General features: G+C 63.7%; 20 protein-coding genes. 13 read left to right on the top strand and 7 right to left on the bottom strand.

Going from position 1 to position 20,943, the window contains the following annotated elements:
• Nucleotides 1-107: 107 nt before the first annotated feature.
• The 8 genes from recA to AAGS40_RS12095 all read left to right on the top strand — a co-directional run bounded on the left by recA (nucleotide 108) and on the right by AAGS40_RS12095 (nucleotide 8,606).
• Nucleotides 108-1,181 carry a recombinase RecA gene (gene recA, locus AAGS40_RS12130; RefSeq protein ID WP_345811638.1) on the top strand — a complete coding sequence of 358 codons (1,074 nt, stop codon included), beginning with the start codon at nucleotides 108-110 and terminating at the stop codon, nucleotides 1,179-1,181.
• Between the two features lie 7 nt (nucleotides 1,182-1,188).
• A complete protein-coding gene (gene recX, locus AAGS40_RS12125; protein WP_345811637.1) occupies nucleotides 1,189-1,917 on the top strand; it encodes a recombination regulator RecX in 729 nt (242 codons plus the stop codon).
• Between the two features lie 214 nt (nucleotides 1,918-2,131).
• Nucleotides 2,132-2,872, top strand: coding sequence for a DUF2889 domain-containing protein (locus tag AAGS40_RS12120; protein WP_345811635.1), 741 nt, complete (start codon nucleotides 2,132-2,134; stop codon nucleotides 2,870-2,872).
• On the top strand, nucleotides 2,869-4,038 hold the full coding sequence (gene sucC, locus AAGS40_RS12115) for an ADP-forming succinate--CoA ligase subunit beta (RefSeq protein WP_345811633.1): 1,170 nt from the start codon (nucleotides 2,869-2,871) through the stop codon (nucleotides 4,036-4,038). Before AAGS40_RS12120 ends, sucC begins: the two co-directional genes overlap by 4 nt.
• Before the next feature lie 115 nt (nucleotides 4,039-4,153).
• Complete coding sequence (gene sucD, locus AAGS40_RS12110; protein WP_091799342.1) at nucleotides 4,154-5,035, top strand: succinate--CoA ligase subunit alpha; 882 nt, start codon at nucleotides 4,154-4,156, stop codon at nucleotides 5,033-5,035.
• Nucleotides 5,036-5,177: 142 nt separating this feature from the next.
• Nucleotides 5,178-5,882 (top strand): TerC family protein, encoded by a 705-nt coding sequence (locus AAGS40_RS12105; RefSeq protein ID WP_345811631.1) that lies wholly within the window; start codon nucleotides 5,178-5,180, stop codon nucleotides 5,880-5,882.
• Between the two features lie 155 nt (nucleotides 5,883-6,037).
• Complete coding sequence (locus AAGS40_RS12100) at nucleotides 6,038-6,679, top strand: pilin (protein WP_345811630.1); 642 nt, start codon at nucleotides 6,038-6,040, stop codon at nucleotides 6,677-6,679.
• 142 nt (nucleotides 6,680-6,821) lie between these two features.
• Nucleotides 6,822-8,606: a Wzy polymerase domain-containing protein gene (locus tag AAGS40_RS12095; RefSeq protein ID WP_345811629.1), complete on the top strand. Its 1,785-nt coding sequence runs from the start codon at nucleotides 6,822-6,824 to the stop codon at nucleotides 8,604-8,606.
• A gap of 57 nt (nucleotides 8,607-8,663) precedes the next feature.
• Here the strand turns inward: AAGS40_RS12095 and moaC are convergent, their stop codons facing one another.
• Nucleotides 8,664-9,140 carry a cyclic pyranopterin monophosphate synthase MoaC gene (moaC, locus tag AAGS40_RS12090; RefSeq protein ID WP_345811628.1) on the bottom strand — a complete coding sequence of 159 codons (477 nt, stop codon included), beginning with the start codon at nucleotides 9,138-9,140 and terminating at the stop codon, nucleotides 8,664-8,666.
• 172 nt (nucleotides 9,141-9,312) lie between these two features.
• Between moaC and AAGS40_RS12085 the strand changes: the two genes are divergently transcribed.
• A complete protein-coding gene (locus tag AAGS40_RS12085) occupies nucleotides 9,313-11,070 on the top strand; it encodes a M48 family metalloprotease (RefSeq protein WP_345811627.1) in 1,758 nt (585 codons plus the stop codon).
• Nucleotides 11,071-11,100: 30 nt separating this feature from the next.
• Here the strand turns inward: AAGS40_RS12085 and AAGS40_RS12080 are convergent, their stop codons facing one another.
• The 6 genes from AAGS40_RS12080 to AAGS40_RS12055 form a co-directional block, all read right to left on the bottom strand.
• The gene (locus AAGS40_RS12080; RefSeq protein WP_345811626.1) at nucleotides 11,101-11,679 is read right to left on the bottom strand and encodes a DUF2946 family protein; all 579 of its coding nucleotides are present in this window, start codon (nucleotides 11,677-11,679) and stop codon (nucleotides 11,101-11,103) included.
• Nucleotides 11,672-12,787: an alpha/beta fold hydrolase gene (locus tag AAGS40_RS12075; protein ID WP_345811625.1), complete on the bottom strand. Its 1,116-nt coding sequence runs from the start codon at nucleotides 12,785-12,787 to the stop codon at nucleotides 11,672-11,674. Before AAGS40_RS12075 ends, AAGS40_RS12080 begins: the two co-directional genes overlap by 8 nt.
• A 39-nt stretch (nucleotides 12,788-12,826) precedes the next feature.
• Complete coding sequence (locus AAGS40_RS12070; protein ID WP_345811624.1) at nucleotides 12,827-13,273, bottom strand: nuclear transport factor 2 family protein; 447 nt, start codon at nucleotides 13,271-13,273, stop codon at nucleotides 12,827-12,829.
• Between the two features lie 179 nt (nucleotides 13,274-13,452).
• Nucleotides 13,453-14,478, bottom strand: a complete 1,026-nt coding sequence (waaF, locus tag AAGS40_RS12065; protein ID WP_345811623.1) for a lipopolysaccharide heptosyltransferase II — start codon at nucleotides 14,476-14,478, stop codon at nucleotides 13,453-13,455.
• A 439-nt stretch (nucleotides 14,479-14,917) separates the two neighbouring features.
• Nucleotides 14,918-15,112 (bottom strand): zinc-finger domain-containing protein, encoded by a 195-nt coding sequence (locus tag AAGS40_RS12060; protein ID WP_345811622.1) that lies wholly within the window; start codon nucleotides 15,110-15,112, stop codon nucleotides 14,918-14,920.
• A gap of 96 nt (nucleotides 15,113-15,208) precedes the next feature.
• A complete protein-coding gene (locus AAGS40_RS12055) occupies nucleotides 15,209-16,132 on the bottom strand; it encodes a branched-chain amino acid transaminase (protein WP_345811621.1) in 924 nt (307 codons plus the stop codon).
• 326 nt (nucleotides 16,133-16,458) lie between these two features.
• Between AAGS40_RS12055 and AAGS40_RS12050 the strand changes: the two genes are divergently transcribed.
• The 4 genes from AAGS40_RS12050 to pyk all read left to right on the top strand — a co-directional run bounded on the left by AAGS40_RS12050 (nucleotide 16,459) and on the right by pyk (nucleotide 20,885).
• Entirely contained in the window at nucleotides 16,459-17,205 is a 747-nt protein-coding gene (locus AAGS40_RS12050) for an AzlC family ABC transporter permease (protein ID WP_345811620.1), read from the top strand.
• Nucleotides 17,202-17,525, top strand: coding sequence for an AzlD domain-containing protein (locus tag AAGS40_RS12045; RefSeq protein WP_345811618.1), 324 nt, complete (start codon nucleotides 17,202-17,204; stop codon nucleotides 17,523-17,525). Before AAGS40_RS12050 ends, AAGS40_RS12045 begins: the two co-directional genes overlap by 4 nt.
• Before the next feature lie 269 nt (nucleotides 17,526-17,794).
• Nucleotides 17,795-18,988 (top strand): phosphoglycerate kinase, encoded by a 1,194-nt coding sequence (locus AAGS40_RS12040; protein WP_345811617.1) that lies wholly within the window; start codon nucleotides 17,795-17,797, stop codon nucleotides 18,986-18,988.
• Nucleotides 18,989-19,448: 460 nt separating this feature from the next.
• On the top strand, nucleotides 19,449-20,885 hold the full coding sequence (gene pyk, locus AAGS40_RS12035) for a pyruvate kinase (RefSeq protein ID WP_345814391.1): 1,437 nt from the start codon (nucleotides 19,449-19,451) through the stop codon (nucleotides 20,883-20,885).
• The last annotated feature ends 58 nt before the right edge of the window (nucleotides 20,886-20,943 follow it).

Below are 20,943 nucleotides of genomic sequence, written 5' to 3'. Positions count from 1 at the left end.
GCCAAAACTACTGTTTTTTTATACAGTGTCTGAGTTTCGTGTGCTGTCCGCTAAAAACGCGCCGCACACCTGCCTCAGACGCCGTTCATCATAGCAAAGGACGATTCATGGAAGAAAGCAAGAAAGGCTCGGCTGGACTGACTGCTGAAAAGAGCAAGGCACTGGCTGCCGCACTCGCGCAGATCGAAAAACAGTTCGGCAAAGGGTCGGTCATGCGGCTCGGCGCAGGTGAGGTGGTCGAAGACATCCAGGTGGTCTCAACCGGATCGCTCGGACTCGACATCGCGCTGGGCGTCGGCGGTTTGCCGCGTGGCCGTGTGGTTGAGATTTATGGTCCGGAATCGTCGGGTAAAACCACGCTGACGCTGCAAGTCGTCGCGGAAATGCAAAAGCTGGGTGGCACGGCAGCGTTTATCGACGCGGAACACGCGCTGGATATCCAGTACGCGGGCAAGCTCGGCGTGAACGTGAACGATCTGCTGGTTTCGCAGCCGGACACAGGCGAACAGGCGCTCGAAATCGCGGACGCGCTGGTGCGTTCGGGCTCGATCGACATGATCGTGATCGACTCGGTCGCGGCACTCGTGCCGAAAGCGGAAATCGAAGGCGAAATGGGCGACTCGCTGCCGGGTTTGCAAGCGCGCCTGATGTCGCAGGCGCTGCGCAAGCTGACCGGCACGATCAAACGCACGAACTGCCTCGTCATCTTCATCAACCAGATCCGCATGAAGATCGGCGTGATGTTCGGCAATCCGGAAACCACCACCGGTGGTAACGCGCTGAAGTTTTACGCGTCGGTGCGCCTGGACATTCGCCGGATCGGTTCGATCAAGAAGAATGATGAAGTGATCGGCAATGAAACCCGCGTGAAGGTCGTGAAGAACAAGGTGTCGCCGCCTTTCCGCGAAGCGATTTTCGACATTCTGTACGGCGAAGGTATCTCGCGCCAGGGCGAAGTTATCGACCTGGGCGTATCGGCCAAGATCGTCGACAAGGCCGGCGCCTGGTATAGCTACAACGGCGAACGGATTGGTCAGGGCAAGGACAATGCGCGCGAATTCCTGCGCGAAAATCCGGACATCGCTCGTGAAATCGAAAATCGCATTCGCGAATCGCTCGGCGTGAACGCCATGGCGGAAGCCGTGACCGGCGCAGGCGCCGAAGTCGCGGACGAAGAGTAACTATCACGTGACACGCAAGGGTTGGCCGCTGTCTGATACCGGACGCAGTGCGGCGGCCCTGCGTGAAGGTGAGAACGATCCAGATAATCCGGCTTTAGACCAGGCCGATCCATTTGAATCGTTCGATGCACACGACCGCGCTGCGGGCCGCAGCCCTCAGCGTGCGCACTTTCAGACCTCTCCACCTGCTGGCTCGGGCTCTTCGGAGACCACCTACACACGCTCGCGTCGTGTCCCCGGCGAAACGAAGCCCGGGCAAGACGACACCAGGAAATCCCAACGCCCGGCACGGTCGCTAAAAGGTCGCGCACTCGGCTACCTGTCGCGCCGCGAATATAGTCGCGCTGAACTGTCGCGCAAGTTGAAACCGTTCGTTGAAGAAAGCGATTCGCTCGACACGTTGCTCGATCAACTCGAAGCGGAGAACTGGCTGTCCGATTCGCGTTTCGCGGAGAGTCTGATTCATCGCCGCTCGTCGCGGCTGGGCGCGAGCCGGATCGTCGGCGAACTGAAGCAGCATGCGGTGGACCCGACGCTGGTAGAAGAGGCTAGCGCGCAATTGCGCGAAACCGAACTTGCCCGCGCTCAGGCGGTATGGCGCAAGAAATTCGGCGAACTGCCGCATACGCAGGCGGACAGGGCGAAGCAGGCGCGCTTTCTGGCATCGCGCGGATTCTCCGGCGCCACGATCGGCAAAATCCTCAAGGGAATCGACGACGACTGGGTTGAAGAATAACGTCCCGTTCGGCCGTCCTGTTTGGCGAGTTTCGGGCATCCAGTCGGCATGCGTGCGCTCCCGACTGAACTGTCTCGCCGCGCGATCCGCGAAGCCCGTTTGGCGCAAGGTATCCCGCATCCAGGCTGACGCACGAAGGCCTGCGCGTTTGGCCTGTCCCAAATACCCAGTATGCTAAAATTCGTGGGTTTTCCAATCCGGCCTTTCCCTTCCCATGCCGCTCTCCCAGCCCGTGTCCCGACAATTGCGCCACCGTCGCGCAATCAGAGCGGAAGCTTATGAGCGAGCGGATGGCCTGTGGGATGTGGAAGCATGCCTGACCGACCAGAAACCGCGCGACGTGGTGCTTGCGTCGGGGGTCCGGCCCAATGGTCAGCCGATCCATGAACTCTGGCTTCGCATCACCATCGATCGCAAGCTCAATGTCGTGGACGCCGAGGCGTCGTCCGACTGGATGCCCTATCCAGGGTTATGCCAGGCCAGCAATCCCGCCTATCGTGCCCTTATCGGGCTCAATCTCCGTCACAACTTTCGCCGCGAGGCTGCCCGCTTGCTGGGTGGCACCGTGGGTTGCACGCATCTCACCGAGTTGTGCGCGGTTTTGCCGACCGCCGCGATTCAGGCATTCGCCGGCGACGTGTGGAATACCGATCGAGGCGCCCCAGGCGCGGACACCAGTTCAGGAGACGAATCGCCTGCCGGCACAGGCGAGCATTTCAACGACAAGCCGCCATTCCAGTTGGGACGCTGCCATGCGCTGCGTTTCGACGGCGAGGCGGTGCAAGAGTTTTATCCGCGCTGGTATGGCCACGCTCCGTATAAAGCGGATCGTGCAGCATCGTCAGGCGACGGGGCGGCCCGCCAGACAGGCGAGGGCGGCAATGCGTCCGGCATGAACGACGGCAGCGGAAACGAAGTTCAATCCAACTCTCAGACTGAAGGGAATCACGCATGAAGATTCACGAGTACCAGGGTAAGGAAATCCTGCGGAAATTCGGCGTCGCGGTACCGCGCGGCAAGCCGGTCTTCTCGGTGGATGATGCGGTCAAGGCCGCGGAAGAGCTCGGTGGCCCGGTATGGGTCGTAAAGGCTCAGATCCACGCGGGTGGCCGTGGCAAGGGCGGCGGCGTGAAGGTCGCCAAGTCGCTGGATCAGGTTCGCGAGTACTCGGAACAGATCCTCGGCATGCAGCTCGTCACGCACCAGACCGGTCCGGAAGGCCAGAAGGTGAATCGTCTGCTGATCGAAGAAGGCGCTGACATCAAGAAGGAACTGTATGTCGGCCTCGTGATCGATCGCGTTTCGCAGAAGATCGTCGTGATGGCGTCGAGCGAAGGCGGCATGGACGTCGAAGAAGTCGCGGAAAAGACGCCCGAGCTGATTCACAAGGTCGCTGTCGATCCGGCAACGGGCCTGAAAGACGCGGAAGCGGACGACCTCGCGAAGAAAATTGGCGTGCCCGACGCATCGATCCCGCAAGCGCGCGCGATCCTGCAAGGTCTGTACAAGGCATTCTGGGAAACCGACGCGTCGCTGGCCGAAATCAACCCGCTGATCCTGACCGGCGACGGCAAGGTGATCGCGCTCGACGCCAAGTTCAACTTCGATTCGAACGCACTGTTCCGTCACCCGGAAATTGTCGCGTATCGTGATCTGGACGAAGAAGATCCGGCTGAAGTCGAAGCGTCGAAGTTCGACCTCGCGTACATCTCGCTCGACGGCAACATCGGCTGCCTCGTGAACGGCGCGGGCCTCGCCATGGCAACGATGGACACCATCAAGCTGTTCGGCGGCGAACCGGCGAACTTCCTGGACGTTGGCGGTGGCGCCACGACCGAGAAGGTCACGGAAGCGTTCAAGATCATGCTGAAGAACCCGAACCTGACCGCGATTCTGGTCAACATTTTCGGCGGCATCATGCGCTGCGACGTGATCGCGGAAGGCGTGATCGCGGCGTCGAAGGCCGTGTCGCTGAAGGTGCCGCTCGTGGTCCGCATGAAGGGCACGAACGAAGACCTGGGCAAGAAGATGCTCGCCGAATCCGGCCTGCCGATCATCGCGGCAGACAGCATGGAAGAAGCGGCTCAGAAGGTCGTCGCGGCTGCTGCGGGCAAGGCGTAAGCCGCCTCCCACGGCATTCACCAGGATTACGAATGGCGGCGCGTCGGCGGCGCGGGGCAAAGAACATCCCGCCGCGACGCAACGATTGCGACGCCAAACGAACAGAGGTCAATACATGTCGATTCTGATTAACAAAGACACCAAGGTCATCACGCAGGGCATCACCGGCAAGACCGGTCAGTTCCACACGCGTGCTTGCCGCGAGTATGCAAACGGCCGCGAAGCGTATGTTGCAGGCGTGAACCCGAAGCGTGCCGGCGAAGATTTCGAAGGCATTCCGATCTACGCCAGCGTTGCAGAAGCCAAGGCTGAAACGGGCGCGACCGTCTCGGTCATTTATGTTCCGCCAGCGGGCGCTGCTGCTGCGATCTGGGAAGCCGTCGAGGCCGACCTGGACCTCGCGATCTGTATCACGGAAGGGATTCCTGTCCGTGACATGATCGAGCTGAAGGCTCGTATGCGCGCTGAAAACCGCAAGACGCTGCTGCTCGGACCGAACTGCCCGGGCACAATCACGCCGGACGAACTGAAGATCGGCATCATGCCGGGTCACATCCACCGCAAGGGCCGTATCGGCGTCGTGTCGCGTTCGGGCACGCTGACGTATGAAGCAGTCGGCCAGTTGACGGCGATCGGTCTCGGCCAGTCGTCGGCAGTCGGTATTGGCGGCGACCCGATCAACGGTCTGAAGCACATCGACGTGATGAAGATGTTCAACGACGATCCGGAAACGGACGCCGTCATCATGATCGGCGAGATCGGCGGTCCGGACGAAGCGAATGCTGCGGAGTGGATCAAGGACAACATGAAGAAGCCGGTGGTGGGCTTCATCGCCGGTGTTACGGCGCCTCCGGGCAAGCGCATGGGCCACGCCGGCGCGCTGATCTCGGGCGGTGCGGATACGGCCGAGGCGAAGCTGGAAATCATGGACGCGTGCGGCATCAAGGTGACGAAGAACCCGTCTGAAATGGCGCGTCTTCTGAAGGCCATGCTGTAAATCGAAATTCGCGTGCGGTAGCGGCGCGATTTTTGGTACGCTTACGGAATCCTTTCGTGAGCACGCGGTCCTAAAAGCGGGGGAGTTCAGACTCTCCCGCTTTTTTATTGGCCGCGTGCCGGATTCCTTCTTCTTACTCCTCATGCTCGACTTCTTTGCGACGCTCCATTGGGGCGCGGTGTTTCAGATCATCGTCATCGACATTCTGCTGGGTGGCGATAACGCCGTCGTGATTGCGCTGGCGTGCCGCAATCTGCCGCCGTCGCAGCGAACCAGGGGCGTGCTGTGGGGCACGGCAGGCGCAATCCTGCTGCGCGTCGCACTGATTGCGTTTGCCGTCGTGTTGCTCGACGTGCCGTTGCTCAAGTTCGCGGGCGGTCTGTTGCTGCTGTGGATCGGCGTGCGGCTCATGGCGCCCGCGCATGACGCGCACGAGAACGTCAAACCGGCTGACAAGCTGATGTCGGCGATCAAAACCATCATCGTCGCCGACGCGGTAATGAGCCTCGACAACGTGATCGCCATCGCGGGCGCGGCCGAGGCGGCCGATCCAGGCCATCGCATCGCGCTGGTGGTTTTCGGGCTGCTGGTGAGCATCCCGTTGATCGTCTGGGGCAGTCAGCTCGTACTGAAACTGCTCGATCGTTTTCCGGTCGTCATCGTGCTCGGTGCCGCGTTGCTCGGCTGGATCGCCGGCGGCCTGATCATCAACGACCCCGCCGGCGACCGCTGGCCGATTCTGGACACGCCTGTCGCCGAGTACGGCATGAGCATCGCGGGCGCGCTGTTTGTCGTGATCCTCGGCTACCTGCTCAAGCGCCGCAACGCAAGTCGCGCGCAAGCATAGCCCGCGCGCTGGCATATGCCGCGCGCTGGTCTCACAGACTAGCGAGCCGTGTCGTTAGCCATCTGGCCGACTGTGTGGAAGCTGTCTCGCTGATTACGATTGAACGCCTGTTCCCGATCCGTGGAGCAGGCGTTTTTCGTTTCAGGAGCCTGCCGATGACCGTTACCTTGCCATATTCCCCTTATTCACAGTCCTCGCGATCCGCGTCAGCCATGCTATCCGTGCAGCGGCTCGCGCGCCGGGTGCGCTGGCCGCAACGTCTCGCGCGCGTGTGCCGCCGCGTTGGCGTCGGCTTCACGCTGATCGAACTGATGATCGTGCTCGCGATTGTCGGCGTGATCGCCGCCTACGCGATCCCGGCCTATCAGGACTATCTGGCGCGCAGCCGCGTCGGCGAAGGACTGTCGCTTGCCGCGTCCGCGCGCCTCGCTGTGTCTGAAAATGCCGCGAGCGGCAACGCTTTCAGCGGCGGCTATGCATCGCCGCCCGCCACGCGCAACGTCGAATCGATTCATGTCGACGACGACACCGGGCAAATCACCGTCGCGTTCACGACGCGCGTTGCGCCAGCCGGCTCGAACACGCTGACGCTCGTGCCGTCCGTGCCCGATAACGTCGACGCACCGACTGCGCGCGTCGCGTTGACCAAAGGTGCCGTGCAGGCGGGCGCGCTGAACTGGGAGTGTTTCGCGGGCGGCAAGACGGCATCGTCATTGCCGGCGCCGGGAGCGGGGCCGACGCCGGCCGAAGCGCCGACGTTGCCGTCGAATCTTGCACCGCCTGAATGCCGTTCCTGATCGGACAGGTAGGCGGCGAAGCGGGCCGCGAAAGCCCGCTCGTCGTAAAAGCCTGATTTTTGGGATGTTTCAGCGAGGCCGGCGCACAGCGCGAGGATTTTTTTGTATAGTGCGCCGGTTGCTGACGCCTACCGGTTATTCGATGCCCACCCCATTTGCACGCTACCTGTCTCTGATTTTGCTGTCTCTCGCGTTGGTGCTGCCGTACGCAGTCGTCAACCACACGTATCCGATTCCCACCTTCTACGCCGAATTCACGGCGCTTGCGTTATATCTGCTGACCGGCGCAGGCGTCGTACTGCTGGTGGCGAGCGCGCGGCCGCGTGTGGCGTTCGCGTCGCCGGTCGTTGCGCTGGTGCCGTTGCTGTTCGGGCTTTTGCTGGTGGCACAGTCCGTGGTTTTGCCGGTGTCGCAACCGTCGATGAACTGGCTCGGCGGGGGCTTCCTGCTGGCGGCGCTGATGGCGACGCACGCAGGCTACGGTTTCACACAGGTGAAACTCAGCGAAAGCGCGCTGCGCTGGGCAGCGGGCGCGCTCGTGGTCGGTGGTCTTTTTGCGGTGTTCTGTCAGGTGATCCAGTTGTTCCACCTGGAGGCGCGCGTGTCGCCGTTCGTCGTCGCCTATAACGTGACGATCGAGCGCCGGCCGTTCGGCAACATGGCGCAGGCAAATCACCTCGCCACGTATATCGCCTTTGCCATGGCTGGCGCGCTTTTTCTTGTGCAGACACGACGTCTGGCCATGATTGTCTGGCTGCTGGTGTCGACGATTTTTGCGGTGGGTCTCGCATTGACAGTCTCACGCGGGCCCTGGCTGCAGATGGGCGTAATCGTCGTGGCCGGATTCTGGATGGCATTCGCGCAAACTCGCGAGCAAGGCGGGCCGCGCCGTGGCAACCGCGAATGGATCATTCCGATTGCGTTGGCGGTGCTGTTCGTCGTGGTCAATGCGCTGATCCGCTGGGCCAATGTGCACTACCACCTCGAACTCGGGCAGTCCGCCGCCGAGCGTTTCAAGGACGCCGGTCAGATTGCGCCGCGCCTTGCACTGTGGAAATACGGCTGGACCATGTTCAGAACACACCCGCTTCTGGGTGTGGGTTGGGGCGAATTTCCGAGCTATCAGTACGAGTTCGCAAAGACGCTCGGCGGCGTGGAAATCGCCAACAATTCGCACGACATCTTTATCGATCTGCTGGCAAAGACCGGCCTGATCGGGCTCGCTATCGTGCTAACGGGCCTCGTCGCGTGGCTCGTGCGAGTGGTGCGCGCACCGCATACGGCTGCACGCATATTTGGCGTCGCATTGATTGGCGTGCTGACGATGCACGCGCTCGTCGAATATCCGCAGCAGTACATGTTTTTCCTTCTGCCCGCGATGTTCGTGTTTGGCCTGCTTGAAACACGGTCGCTGCGCGTCGTGCCCGAGCGGTTGTCCTTCGGGGTGTTCGCAGTCGTGGTGTTCGGTGGTCTGGCCGCGTTGTATCCGGTGTATCGGGATTACGCGCGCGCCGAGGTGTTGTATTACGGCTCGCGTCCTGCCGAGCAGTACCGCGCCGAGCCGTCGTTCCTGTTCCGGGCGTGGGGCGAATACGGTATGGCGACGCTGCTGCCGATGAACTCGACGGACCTGCAGCACAAGCTCGCAATGCATCGGCAAGCGATGGCGCTATTGCCGGGCGAAACGGTGTTGCGCCGGTATGCGGTGCTGCAGGCATTGAGTGGCGACACGGCTGGCGCGTTCGACACCGTGGAGCGCCTGAAGATTTTTGCCGAGGAACTGCATGACTGGCCGTCGCAACTGAGCTACGTCTACGAGTTGTGCGACGAGCAGAAGACACTCGCCGGCTTCAAGGCCGAACTCGTCAAGCGCTATGGCATGCCGCCGGGCGACGTCAACGAGGATGACGACAGCGACAACGATTGAGTCGAGCAGTGTTTTTCAGGCGCTCGCGGGGGAGAGTGATGACGCGCAACGTCGTTGTCACTCCGCGACCCAATCCCCCGACTTCCCGCCGTGCTTCTCCAGCACGCGCACATCGGTGATCGTCATCCCGCGATCCACCGCCTTGCACATGTCGTACACCGTCAGCAGGCCAACCTGAACGGCGGTCAGCGCCTCCATCTCCACCCCCGTGCGGCCGAGCGTTTCGACCTGGACCGTGCAGTGCACGCCGGGCAACGTCTCGTCGAGTTCGAAATCCACCTTGACGCGCGTAAGCGCCAGCGGATGGCATAGCGGAATGAGATCGGCAGTGCGCTTCGAACCTTGAATTGCGGCGATTCGTGCAACGCCGATCACGTCGCCTTTTTTGGCGTTGCCGTCGCGAATCAGCGCGAACGTCTCGGGCAGCATGCGGATCGAACCGCGCGCAATCGCAATGCGCCGAGTCTCTTCCTTGCCGCCGACGTCCACCATATGTGCATGGCCGGCAGCGTCGAAATGGGTGAGTTCAGGCATGGTTGGGCTCCTTTAGAGGGCGCCTATCATAGCAGCGCAGCCGCGCCGGACCGCCGCTGATAACGGCAAAGCCACCGACACGCCGCGGGGACTGATTACAATCCGTCCTATGCCCGCTATCTTAGTCCGAGTGGCGGGCGTCGCTTTTCGACTTCGTCACCCCGACCTCGCAATGCGTCCGAAACGGTTCCTTGCTGCGTTGTTGTCAGTCGCGCTGGCGGCGCCGCCGGGCGCGTTCGCGCAAGCGCTTCCAACGCCGAAGTCAACGCCGGATCCGACGCGGAACCTGGCACTGCCCCGAACATTGGGGTTCAACGCGCCAGCCGTGGAACCGCCGCTGGTGAGCGGTCCTGTCGAATCTTTCGCCGACCCCGTCGTGCCGCCCGACATCGCGCAAGGCGTGTTCGGCGTATACGGCGGCGCGCAGAGCCGCTTCTCCGGCAATGCGGGCGCAAGCGCCAGTGCCGGCTGGCGCGCGCCGATCGCCGCGCAGCAACTGCCCGACCTCGGCAATGGCGGCTCGGCATCGCTGACGCCGCAAGCCGAGCGCAAACTCGGCGAGCGCGTGATGCGCGAGTTGCGCCGCGACCCCGACTATCTCGACGACTGGCTCGTGTGCGACTATCTGAATTCGGTCGCCGCGAAGCTCGCCGCGGCGGCGAATGCGCTCTACATCGGCGGCTATCGGCCTGACTTCGATCTGTTCGCGGTCCGCGATCCGCAAATCAACGCGTTTTCGCTGCCGGGCGGTTTCATCGGCGTGAATACCGGGTTGATCGTGGCCACCGAGACCGAATCGGAACTCGCGTCGGTGCTTGGCCACGAAATGGGTCATGTGCTGCAGCGGCACATCTCGCGGATGATCACGACCGGCGAGCGCAGCACCTATGCGGCGCTTGCCGGTTTGCTGTTCGGCATTCTCGCGGGCGTGCTCGCACACAGCGGAGATCTGGGGAGTGCGATCGCGCTCGGCGGCCAGGCGTACGCGGTGGATAACCAGTTGCGCTTCTCCCGCTCCGCCGAACACGAAGCGGATCGCGTCGGCTTTCTGCTGCTGGCCGGCGCGGGCTACGATCCGTACGCGATGACGACCTTCTTCGGACGGCTCGACCGCGCGGCGATGAGCGACACGGGCATCCCGGCCTACGCGCGCACCCATCCGCTGACGGGCGAGCGGATCGCCGACATGGAGGACCGCGCGCGCCGCGCGCCCTATCGTCAGCCGCACCAGGCGCCCGAATACGGGTTCGTGCGGGCGCGGGCGCGGCTGCTGCAGGAACAGTCGCGCAGTGAATTTGCGGACGAGGTGTCGCGTCTGCGTTCCGAGATCGAGGACCGCACGGCGGTGAACATCGCCGCGAACTGGTATGGGATCGCGTACGGCCAGATGCTGCTCGAACGTTACGACGACGCGGCGGCGTCGCTGGCCGCATCGCGCGCGGCGTTCGCAAGTGGCGAGCAGAACGAAGGCGAGCCCGAGCGCAGCTCGCCGAGTCTCGACGTGCTCGCCGCCGACATCGCGCGACGCGCCGGTCATGACGACGACGCGGCGCGTCTGGCCGACTTCGCGCAGCAGCGCTGGCCGCGGTCGAATGCCGCGATCGACATGCATATTCGCACGTTGCTCACGCTCAAGCGCTTCACGGAAGCCCAGGCGCTCGCGCTCAGGGAAACGCGTGCGCAGCCCGATCAGCCCGCGTGGTGGCTGTATCTCGCGCAGGCAAGCGCGGGCAGCGGCGATGCGTTCACGCAGCACCGCGCAATGGCGGAGAAGTTCGCGCTGGACGGGGCGTGGCCGTCGGCGATCCGGCAATTGAAAGACGCGCGCGACATGAAGACGATCGGCTACTACGATCTGGCGACCGTCGACGCACGGCTGCATGAGATGGAAAGCCGCTACAAGGAAGAGCGGCTCGACGAGAAGAGTTGAGCGGGCGCGCCGCTGCAGCAACGCCGCCGATCAGGCGCGCTGCGCCGCGGCGGGGCTCGCGATAAAACCGAACCGCGCGGCAACGTCGCTGCGCTTCACCGGTTCCAGCGGTAACACAGTGTGGTCGTTCCAGCGGAACTCGCCGCCAAGCGAATCGTCGGCGAGCGTTGCGTGATCGGAGAACACTTCCAGATCGTGGTCGTGCAGAACGGCGACCCGAGCCGGGTTCGAACGGTCGACGAACAGGATGCCGCCGGCGTCATCCACCAGCACGGCGGCCGGTTCGAACGCATGGCCCGCCTGGTCTTTCAGCGTCAGCACGCCGTCGGTTTGCGCCGACAGCCGCACCACCCACGGCGTGTATCCCAGTTCCACGTACACCTGCTGCGGGCCATTCTGAAAATACCACTGGCCGCGCTCGTCGACGGCATAGTTGCGGTTGATGAAACCGAGCAGCGCGTCGTGCCGGATCGCCGTACCCGGCGAGCCGCTCGTTTGGGCGGCCTCGTCGCGCATACGCCAGTTCCCGCGCCGATCCAGCAGCAGCCAGCCGGTGCAACTCGGGACGTTCGGCCATTTGGCCAGAGCCTGCTTGACGATGTCATCCATGATCGACGTGTCGCTCCAGGTAGCCGAACACGCGCCGCGACAACCAGTCGATGCGGCCGGGAAACGGCCCAGTCATGAAACCGGCGTGGCCGCCGTGCCGGGGTTGGTCCAGCTCCACCGCCGCCGAGACTTCGTGGCGCGCCGGCAATGCCTCGGCCGGCAGGAACGGGTCGTTGCGTGCATTCAGGACGAGCGTGGGCAGTTCGATGTGCGGCAGCAACGGACGCGTGGTGGCAATGCTCCAGTACTCGTCGGTATTGCGAAAGCCGTGCAGCGGAGCGGTCACCACGTTGTCGAAATCGTACATGGTGCGGCTCGCGAGCATCGCATTGCGGTCGAAGAGGCCGGGAAATTGCAGCAGCTTCTGTTCGGCTTTCTGCTTGAGCGTTTTCAGGAAGCTACGCGTGTAGACCATCCCGAAGCCCTGCGACAACGCGCGTCCACCCGCGTGCACGTCGATCGGCGTAGAGATCGCGGCGGCAGCCGAGATGACCGACGTCGCGCCTTCGCGCTGCTCGCCGAGCCAGCGCAGCAACACGTTGCCGCCGAGCGACACGCCCGCCGCCACAATCGGCCCGCGATGCGCGGCGCGCAAACGCCGCAGCACCCAATCGACCTCGTTGCTGTCGGCGAGATGATAGAAGCGCGGCAGCCGGTTCAGCGGGCCGCTGCAACTGCGAAAATGCGGCACGACGCCGTGCCAGCCGTATTCGCGCGCGGCGGCCATGAGCGAGCGCGCATAGTGCGACGCCGAACTGCCTTCCAGGCCGTGAAACAGAACGAAGAGGGGAGCGGTGTCGGATGGAACGTGAGGCGGCGCTGCGATGCCTTTTGCCGATGCGAGCCCGTCGTGCACGACCCAGTCGAGATCGATGAAATCGCCATCCGGCGTATCCCAGCGCTCGCGACGGAACGACACCGACGGACGACGCGCGAACAGCGACGGCACGATGGTCTGCACGTGCCGGTTCGGCAGCCATAGCGGCGCACGATAAAGCAGATCGACCGTCGCCTCGACGGCGACCTCGACAGCCTCACGGACCGTACTGGGCGAATGAGACGGGTTGGGCGTAGTCCCTGACGGGGACTTGCTGCGGGGCGTGCTCATGCCTCTAGCGTAGCGAAAAGAAAAAAGCCCGGCAGCGTGTCAGTGCAGCGACCCCTGGCCGTGACGCATTTTCGTGGCGAACTGGCTGGCCGTTTCATTGGGCATCGGGCTCGCGTGAATGTGCGCGATGCGCCACTCGCCGCGCTCGTGAACCATCACGTAGGTGGTGAAGACCATGGCAGGCAGCGCTTTCGGATCGGCCGGACGATGCGCTTCCGCAATCGCGTACACGACGGTGCCGAGACTGTCGTAGACGCGGATGTCGAGCGGTTCGATCGAGATGGGCGCGGCTTCGAGCTGGATCTGCAGACCGGTGCGGATGCTGTCGAGGCCATGCAGATGGGAGCCGTCGGCCCAGATGCAGCTCACGAACTCCTCGTCGATCCACAGGCCCATCAAGCTGTCGATATTCACCTCGGCGACGGCCTGATAGTAGGCGTTCAGCGTATCGGCGGCGGCTTCGAAGATATGGGCAAAACGTGGCATGGCTCGTCAGTCTCTCGTGCGCGGCGCGCGGTTGCTAGGCAGCGGTCAGCGGAACAGTCCGGCATACCGGACTTTCGCCCCGAGCGCCAGAATGCCCGCGCCGCAAGGCGTGAACATGACGCGACGCGCTCAGAGGCATGCGGTGATGCGTGCGATGTTGCGTGTACCTGACAGCCACCTCAGCGCTGCGCGAGCAACATGCCGCGCAGATCGCCAAACACCTGCTCGGCACTCAACTGCTTCAGGCAGTTCAGATGGCCAAGCGGACACTCGCGCTGAAAACAGGGGCTGCATTCGAGGTGAAGCCATTGTACCTTCGCAAGCTCGGACAAGGGCGGCGTATGGCGCGGGTCGGTCGAACCGTACACGGCCACGAGCGGCCGGCGCAGCGCGGCCGCCACGTGCATCAGCCCGGAATCGTTCGTCACGACGGCATTGGCCCGCGAGATCAGCGCGCACGCTTCGCCCAACGCGGTCTGGCCGCACAGGTTGCGCACATTGGGCGCTTTCTCGGCAATGGCCTGCGCGAGCGGCGCATCCTTCGGCGAGCCGAGCGCGACGATGTGCGTGTACGGAAACGACTGGCCTACCATTTGCGCGAGCGCCGCGAAATGCTCCGGCGGCCAACGTTTGGCGGGACCGTACTCGGCGCCCGGGCAGAACATCAGCAACGGCACGCGCGTGTCCAGATTAAAACGCGCCGACACGCGCGACGCTTCGTTCAGATCGCTGTCGAGCCGCGGCATCGGCAGGTCGTCGGGGACGCGGGCGCCGGGCGCGTAGGCGAGGGCGGCGTAATGGCCAACCATCGGCGGGCGCTCGTCCTTGCGCGGATTCGCATGACGCACGTTGAGCAGCCCGTAGCGGCTTTCGCCGGTATAGCCGATGCGCAGGCGGATGCCCGCCATCCACGGAATCAGCGCCGATTTGAGCGAGTTCGGCAGCACGTAGGCCGCGTCGTAGCCGACGTCACGCAGGTCGCTCGCCAGTTGCCAGCGGCGCAGCATTTGCAGCTTGCCGTGGGCGAGATCCGTGGCGTAGACGTCGCGGATTTCCGGCATGCGTTCGAGCACGGGTGCGACCCACGAGGGGGCGACCGCGTCGATGACCATGCGCGGATGCAATTTAACGAGGCGCGCAAACAGCGGCTGCGCCATCAATGCGTCACCGATCCAGTTCGGTGCGATAACCAACGCGCGACGCATCAGAGAGTGTGTCCGGTGTCGAAAGGAATGGCCGCGCGCAGCGCGCGTGGCATTCGGTTGAATAACAGGGAAATGCCTGCGAAAGCAGGCGGCGAAACAAAGGCTGTGGCACGAAGGCTGTGGAACGGTGGCGTGCCTCGGCGGCTACGGTCGGCATGCTTGGAATGGTTCGCCACACCGAGCGAGGAACCTGCTCCGCTCGCGAGGCTCGTGCCCGGCACGGCGGCGCAGACTGCCTCCTTCCATGCCGATTGAACGCGAAGTCAACGCCTTCAGGCAACGCCGGCTCAGCGCCAACTCAGCCCACACTCAGCCCACACTCAGCCCACACTCAGCGCCAGGAGCGCGTCGTCGCAAGTCCGAAGGCCGCTTTCGTACGGATGGGCGACCGGAATGCGCATCGCGCTACACCCTGCCACAAGCGATCAGCGTGCCGTGCTCAGTGACCCTTGACCACTTCGCCGTCGCGCAGCTTGTAGCGCGTGCTGCAGTACGGGCACTTGGCTTCGCCGTGCGTGACATCGATAAAGACGCGCGGATGCGCGCTCCAGCGCGGCATGCCCGGGTTCGGACAATAAGCCGGAAGATCCTTTGCCGACAGTTCGACCAGCGGCATTTCCTTGGTTTCGCTCATGGGACTTTCTCGTTGTATGCAGGGTGCGTGCGTAGTGCCGGTGACGGCGCTGGCGCACCACGGCCATTCGCGGCCGCGGCGGCGTGCGCCAATGCGTCAGATCTTCGTGAGCCAGTGGTTGTACTGCTCGCTCTTGCCGTTCACCACGTCGAAGAATGCCGATTGCAGCTTTTCCGTGATCGGGCCGCGTGCGCCCGAGCCGATCGTGCGGTTGTCGAGCTCACGGATCGGTGTGACCTCGGCGGCGGTGCCGGTGAAGAACGCTTCGTCGCAGGTGTAGACCTCGTCACGCGTGATGCGCTTTTCGATCACGGGGATGCCCATGTCGCGCGCGAGCGTAAGGACCGTGTCGCGCGTAATGCCGTCGAGGCACGACGACAGATCCGGCGTGTACAGCTTGCCGTTGTTCACGAGGAAGAAGTTTTCGCCCGAGCCTTCCGACACGTAGCCGTCCACGTCGAGCAGCAGCGCTTCGTCGTAGCCGTCGGCAATCGCTTCCTGGTTGGCGAGAATCGAGTTCACGTACCAGCCCGACGCCTTCGCGCGAACCATGGACACGTTCACATGATGCCGCGTGAACGACGACGTCTTCACGCGGATGCCCTTGGCGAGCCCGTCTTCGCCGAGATAGGCGCCCCACGGCCACGCGGCGATCGCCACGTGGATGGTGTTGCCCTTGGCCGACACGCCGAGCTTTTCCGAGCCGACCCAGATGATCGGGCGCAGATAGCACGATTCGAGCTTGTTTTCGCGGACCACTTCGCGCTGCGCGGCGGCGAGCGTTTCATGGTCGAACGGCACTTCCATCTGGAAAATCTTGGCCGAGTTGAGCAGCCGTTTGGTGTGCTCCTGCAGACGGAAAATCGCGGTGCCGCCGTCTGCCGTCCTGTACGCGCGCACGCCCTCGAACACGCCCATGCCGTAGTGCAGCGTGTGGGTCAGCACGTGGATCTTGGCATCGCGCCAGTCGATGAGTTTGCCATCCATCCAGATCTTGCCGTCGCGGTCGGCCATTGACATACGATTCTCCAGCGGGTGCGGTTATGAGTGCGCCCCAACCTGGCGCGCCGCGTCAGGTCCCCGAGGGGCAAGAATGCAGGAGCAGCCCTGCGTTTTCTCGTGAGGTGTTGCGAAGAACATTATTTTAGCGTCTTTTGCACAAGGAACGGGCGTTTGGCCGCAGGCCGAACGCTATAATCCAGCGCACGCTTAAATTGAATCCGGCGCCCCGGCGGCTCGTCCACATGCCATCGGCAAGTGGCATCGCTGCGTTGCGCCGGCTCGTCCTTCGTTGCGGCGCGCCAGCCACGCGCTGCGCCCGTCGTGCATCGCCCCGATCCGCCCTCATGTTCGCTCGCCTGTCAGACACCGATCGCCGCGCCTTCCGTGAGGGCGCGCGCGACTACTCGCCCACGCTGATGGCGATCTTTTCGTGGGGACTCGTTACCGGCATCGCCATGAGCAAGTCCGTGCTTACGCTGCCGCAGGCGCTCACCATGTCGCTGCTGTGCTACGCGGGCTCGTCGCAGCTGGCGGTGCTGCCGCTGCTAGCGGCAAAGCTCCCGATCTGGACCGCGCTGCTCACGGCCGCCATGGTCAACACGCGCTTCGTGATTTTCAGCGTGGGACTCGCGCCGCATTTTTCCTATCTGCCGATGTGGCGGCGCATCGTGCTCGGCTATTTCAACGGTGACGTGATCTATCTGCTGTTCCAGAAAAAGAGCTTCCCGACGGGCTACGTGCCCGGCAAGGAGGCGTACTACTGGGGCATGGCGCTCGCGAGCTGGCTGTCATGGCAGGTCTCGTCGATCATCGGCATTCTGCTCGCGAGCCTGATTCCGGATAACTGGGGCCTTGCGCTCGCCGGCACGCTCGCGCTCTTGCCGATCATGGTGTCGGCGATCGCCACGCGCTCCACGCTGGTCGCCGTCAGCATCGCCGGGGTGGTGTCGCTGCTCGCTTTCGACCTGCCGTACCGGCTCGCGCTGCCGCTTGCCGTCGTCGCCGCCATCGTTGCCGGAAGCGCGGCGGATCTGATGGTCGAGCGCGCCGACTTGCGGCGCATCCGCAACAGCGCCGGAGATTCCCGATGACTTCCACGCAGATCTGGCTTGCCATCTTCGGCATGACCATCGTCACCACGCTGACACGCGCGATGTTCCTGATTGGCGGCGAGCGCACCGTACTGCCGCCGCGCGTGCAGCGCATGCTGCGCTACGCGCCGGCCGCCGCGTTGGCGGCGGTTGTGCTGCCCGATGTGCTCGCCACGCCGGAGGGCCTCTCGTTCGCGCCGTCGAATCACGAGTTCTACGCCACTTTATCCGCGCTCGCCTGGTTTCTGTGGCGGCGCACCATGCTCGGCACCATTGTCGTCGGGATGGCCATATTCACATTGTTGCGGCTCCTGAACTAGGCGTTCCTGCAGCCCATGCTGCGCTGCGACACGCCGCGCGTGTCTTCAAATACGGGACATTCGCCGGGTTGCGGGTCAGAAGGCAGTGGGGATCAGTTAAAATGAATGTTTCCGGGATAACCGCGCCGTTGCTGGGCGCGCGCCGCGGCCTTGCCGGCGGCACCCGAGTCAGTGGAGCCGCTGCTGTGCCTGAGCGCTGGAGTTCGCCGCGCGAGGCTGGCAGCGCGTTGTCCGCCACCGCCTTCTCATCAACTCGCACACAAACGCCCATGAACAAGGTTTTGCGTCTCTCCGATCTGATCGCCGAAGGCAAACTATCCGGCAAACGCGTGTTCATCCGTGCCGATCTCAACGTCCCGCAGGACGATCAAGGCAACATCACCGAAGACACCCGCATCCGCGCGTCGGTGCCGGCCATCAAGGCCGCGCTGGACGCAGGCGCCGCCGTGATGGTCACGTCGCATCTGGGGCGCCCGACCGAAGGCGACTTCAAGCCGGAAGACTCGCTCGCGCCGGTCGGCAAGCGGCTTGCCGAGCTGCTGGGCCGCGACGTGCCGCTAGTCGCGCACTGGGTGGAGAACGGCGTGAACGTGGCGCCGGGCCAGGTGGTGCTGCTGGAGAACTGCCGCGTCAACAAGGGCGAGAAGAAGGATTCCGACGAGCTTGCGCAAAAAATGGCGAAGCTCTGCGATATCTACGTGAACGACGCGTTCGGCACCGCGCACCGCGCCGAGGCCACCACGCACGGGATCGCCAAGTACGCGCCCGTCGCGTGCGCGGGTCCGCTCCTCGCCGCCGAACTCGAAGCGCTCGGCAAGGCGCTCGGTTCGCCGAAGCGTCCGCTGGTGGCGATCGTCGCCGGCTCGAAGGTGTCCACCAAACTGACCATTCTGAAGTCGCTCGGCGACAAGGTCGATCAGCTGATCGTGGGCGGCGGCATTGCGAACACGTTCATGCTGGCCGCGGGCCTGAAGATCGGCAAGTCGCTTGCCGAAGCCGATCTGGTCGAAGAAGCAAAGGCCATTATCGACGCCGCGAAAGCCCGTGGCGCGTCCGTACCGATCCCGAGCGACGTCGTCACCGCCAAGGAGTTCTCGCCGACGGCCAAGGCCGAAATCAAGGCGGTTGCCGATGTTCAAGACGACGACATGATTCTCGATATCGGACCGGAAACCGCGAAAGTACTCGCGATGCAGCTGGAAAAAGCCGGCACGATCGTGTGGAACGGCCCGGTTGGCGTGTTCGAGTTCGACCAGTTCGGCAACGGCACGAAGACACTGGCGGACGCAATCGCCAGGTCGTCGGCATTCTCGATCGCGGGCGGCGGCGACACGCTTGCGGCCATCGCCAAGTACGGCATCCAGGACAAGGTCAGCTACATCTCGACGGGCGGCGGCGCTTTCCTCGAGTTCCTCGAAGGCAAGAAGCTGCCGGCGGTCGAAGTCCTGGAATCGCGGGCCTAAAGTGACCACGCGCTCCCTGATTGCAAAGCCGGCGAAGCCGGCAAAGTCTGCCAAGGCGCGCGACGGCCAGTCGCCGCGCCATACCGCGGCGGCGGCAGAGGAGCGCGAAGTGCGCTCCGCCGCCACTACGCCGGCAGCACATCAACAAGAAGAATCCGGCTCGTCCACTGCGCTCGCGGAGTTGACCACTGCCGGCGAAGCAACGGATCTGTCCGGCGGAGCAGTCAACGTATCCGCCGCGCTCACGGACGCCGCCCATTCGCCAGCAGAACTCCCCGACGACGAGGTGACACCGGTCCCTCCGCCCGCACCCCCTGTGCTGGTATCGAACACCGCTTCACCCCATAAAGCGACGCTGGCGATGACTGGCGCGCAGCCCCTGGCAGCATCTATCGGTGTGCAGCCTCCGCATCCGACTCGCAGCGCTCTTTCCAGCGATCTCACCCAGACGAGGAGACTCATGCATCGCGCCACCAAAATTGTCGCCACCATCGGACCGGCTTCCAGTACGCCGGAAATCCTGCTGCAAATGATTCAGGCAGGACTGGACGTGGTGCGACTCAATTTCTCGCACGGCACCGCCGACGACCACCGCCAGCGCGCCGAATTCGTGCGCGAGGCGGCCCGCCAGGCCGGCCGCGAAGTCGCCATCATGGCGGACCTGCAAGGCCCGAAAATCCGGGTCGGCAAATTCGAAAACGGCAAGATCATGCTGGTTGCCGGCGAGCCGTTCATTCTCGACGCGGGCTGCGAACTCGGTAACGAGGAACGCGCCGGCCTCGATTACAAGGACTTGCCGCGTGACCTGAAAGCGGGCGACGTGCTGTTGCTGAACGACGGCCTGATCGTGCTGGACGTTCAGCGCGTGATCGGCAATGAAATCCACACGATCGTGAAGATCGGCGGCGAGCTGTCGAACAACAAGGGCATCAACCGCCAGGGCGGCGGTCTGTCCGCGCCCGCGCTGACCGCGAAAGACATGGAAGACATCCGCACGGCGATGTCGCTCGGCGTGGATTTCGTCGCAGTGTCGTTTCCGAAGAACGCCACGGACATGGAAATGGCCCGCCAGCTGGCGAATATCGCCGGCGCGCCTTACGGCATCAAGCCGAAGATGATCGCCAAGATCGAGCGCGCGGAAGCGATTCCCGCGTTGCAAGGCATTCTCGACGCGTCGGACGGCATCATGGTCGCGCGCGGCGACCTGGCGGTGGAGGTGGGCAACGCCGCGGTTCCGGCGCTGCAAAAGCGCATGATCCGCATGGCGCGCGAATCGAACAAGTTCGTGATCACCGCCACGCAGATGATGGAGTCGATGATCCATGCGCCGGTGCCGACGCGCGCCGAAGTGTCGGACGTCGCGAACGCGGTGCTGGACGGCACGGACGCGGTCATGCTGTCGGCGGAATCGGCGGCGGGCAAGTATCCGGTGCAGACCATCGAAACCATGGCGGCGATCTGCGTGGAAGCGGAGAAGTCGGAGTCGTCGGAACTGGATAAGGATTTCCTCGACCGCACGTTCACGCGGATCGACCAGTCGATCGCGATGGGCGCGCTGTTCACCGCATTCCACCTGGGCGCAAAGGCGATTGTCGCGTTGACCGAATCCGGGTCGACTGCGTTGTGGATGTCGCGTCACTGGACGCACGTGCCGATCTTCGCGCTCACACCGCGCGTCGGCAGCGAACGGGCCATGGCGCTGTACCGCAATGTCACGTCGCTTCATCTCGACACCAACACCGATCGTGACATTGCGTTGCAACAGGCGCTGGAAACGGTGGTCAGCAAGGGCTACGCGTCGCGCGGCGATATGGTGGTGCTCACCGTCGGCGAGCCGATGGGTCAGGCCGGCGGCACGAATACGCTGAAAATCGTGCGGGTTGGCGAACCGTATTGATCACGCGGCACACTGCTCGATCGGCACAGGACTGATTGAGCGAAGCAGGCTGTCATGC

The sequence above is a fragment of the Paraburkholderia sp. PREW-6R genome (assembly GCF_039621805.1).
In the GTDB taxonomy this organism is placed as follows: Bacteria; Pseudomonadota; Gammaproteobacteria; order Burkholderiales; family Burkholderiaceae; genus Paraburkholderia.
The sequence above is the reverse complement of the archived record's forward strand: the minus strand, read 5'-3'. Positions and strand labels throughout refer to the sequence as shown.

Excerpts from the sequence above, each read along its gene's own strand:
- recA (WP_345811638.1), top strand. The coding sequence starts at position 108 with ATGGAAGAAAGCAAGAAAGGCTCGGCTGGACTGACTGCTGAAAAGAGC.
- AAGS40_RS12120 (WP_345811635.1), top strand. The coding sequence starts at position 2,132 with ATGCCGCTCTCCCAGCCCGTGTCCCGACAATTGCGCCACCGTCGCGCA.
- sucC (WP_345811633.1), top strand. The coding sequence starts at position 2,869 with ATGAAGATTCACGAGTACCAGGGTAAGGAAATCCTGCGGAAATTCGGC.
- sucD (WP_091799342.1), top strand. The coding sequence starts at position 4,154 with ATGTCGATTCTGATTAACAAAGACACCAAGGTCATCACGCAGGGCATC.
- AAGS40_RS12105 (WP_345811631.1), top strand. The coding sequence starts at position 5,178 with ATGCTCGACTTCTTTGCGACGCTCCATTGGGGCGCGGTGTTTCAGATC.
- AAGS40_RS12100 (WP_345811630.1), top strand. The coding sequence starts at position 6,038 with ATGACCGTTACCTTGCCATATTCCCCTTATTCACAGTCCTCGCGATCC.
- AAGS40_RS12095 (WP_345811629.1), top strand. The coding sequence starts at position 6,822 with ATGCCCACCCCATTTGCACGCTACCTGTCTCTGATTTTGCTGTCTCTC.
- moaC (WP_345811628.1), bottom strand. The coding sequence starts at position 9,140 with ATGCCTGAACTCACCCATTTCGACGCTGCCGGCCATGCACATATGGTG.
- AAGS40_RS12085 (WP_345811627.1), top strand. The coding sequence starts at position 9,313 with ATGCGTCCGAAACGGTTCCTTGCTGCGTTGTTGTCAGTCGCGCTGGCG.
- AAGS40_RS12080 (WP_345811626.1), bottom strand. The coding sequence starts at position 11,679 with ATGGATGACATCGTCAAGCAGGCTCTGGCCAAATGGCCGAACGTCCCG.
- AAGS40_RS12075 (WP_345811625.1), bottom strand. The coding sequence starts at position 12,787 with ATGAGCACGCCCCGCAGCAAGTCCCCGTCAGGGACTACGCCCAACCCG.
- AAGS40_RS12070 (WP_345811624.1), bottom strand. The coding sequence starts at position 13,273 with ATGCCACGTTTTGCCCATATCTTCGAAGCCGCCGCCGATACGCTGAAC.
- waaF (WP_345811623.1), bottom strand. The coding sequence starts at position 14,478 with ATGCGTCGCGCGTTGGTTATCGCACCGAACTGGATCGGTGACGCATTG.
- AAGS40_RS12060 (WP_345811622.1), bottom strand. The coding sequence starts at position 15,112 with ATGAGCGAAACCAAGGAAATGCCGCTGGTCGAACTGTCGGCAAAGGAT.
- AAGS40_RS12055 (WP_345811621.1), bottom strand. The coding sequence starts at position 16,132 with ATGTCAATGGCCGACCGCGACGGCAAGATCTGGATGGATGGCAAACTC.
- AAGS40_RS12050 (WP_345811620.1), top strand. The coding sequence starts at position 16,459 with ATGTTCGCTCGCCTGTCAGACACCGATCGCCGCGCCTTCCGTGAGGGC.
- AAGS40_RS12045 (WP_345811618.1), top strand. The coding sequence starts at position 17,202 with ATGACTTCCACGCAGATCTGGCTTGCCATCTTCGGCATGACCATCGTC.
- AAGS40_RS12040 (WP_345811617.1), top strand. The coding sequence starts at position 17,795 with ATGAACAAGGTTTTGCGTCTCTCCGATCTGATCGCCGAAGGCAAACTA.
- pyk (WP_345814391.1), top strand. The coding sequence starts at position 19,449 with ATGCATCGCGCCACCAAAATTGTCGCCACCATCGGACCGGCTTCCAGT.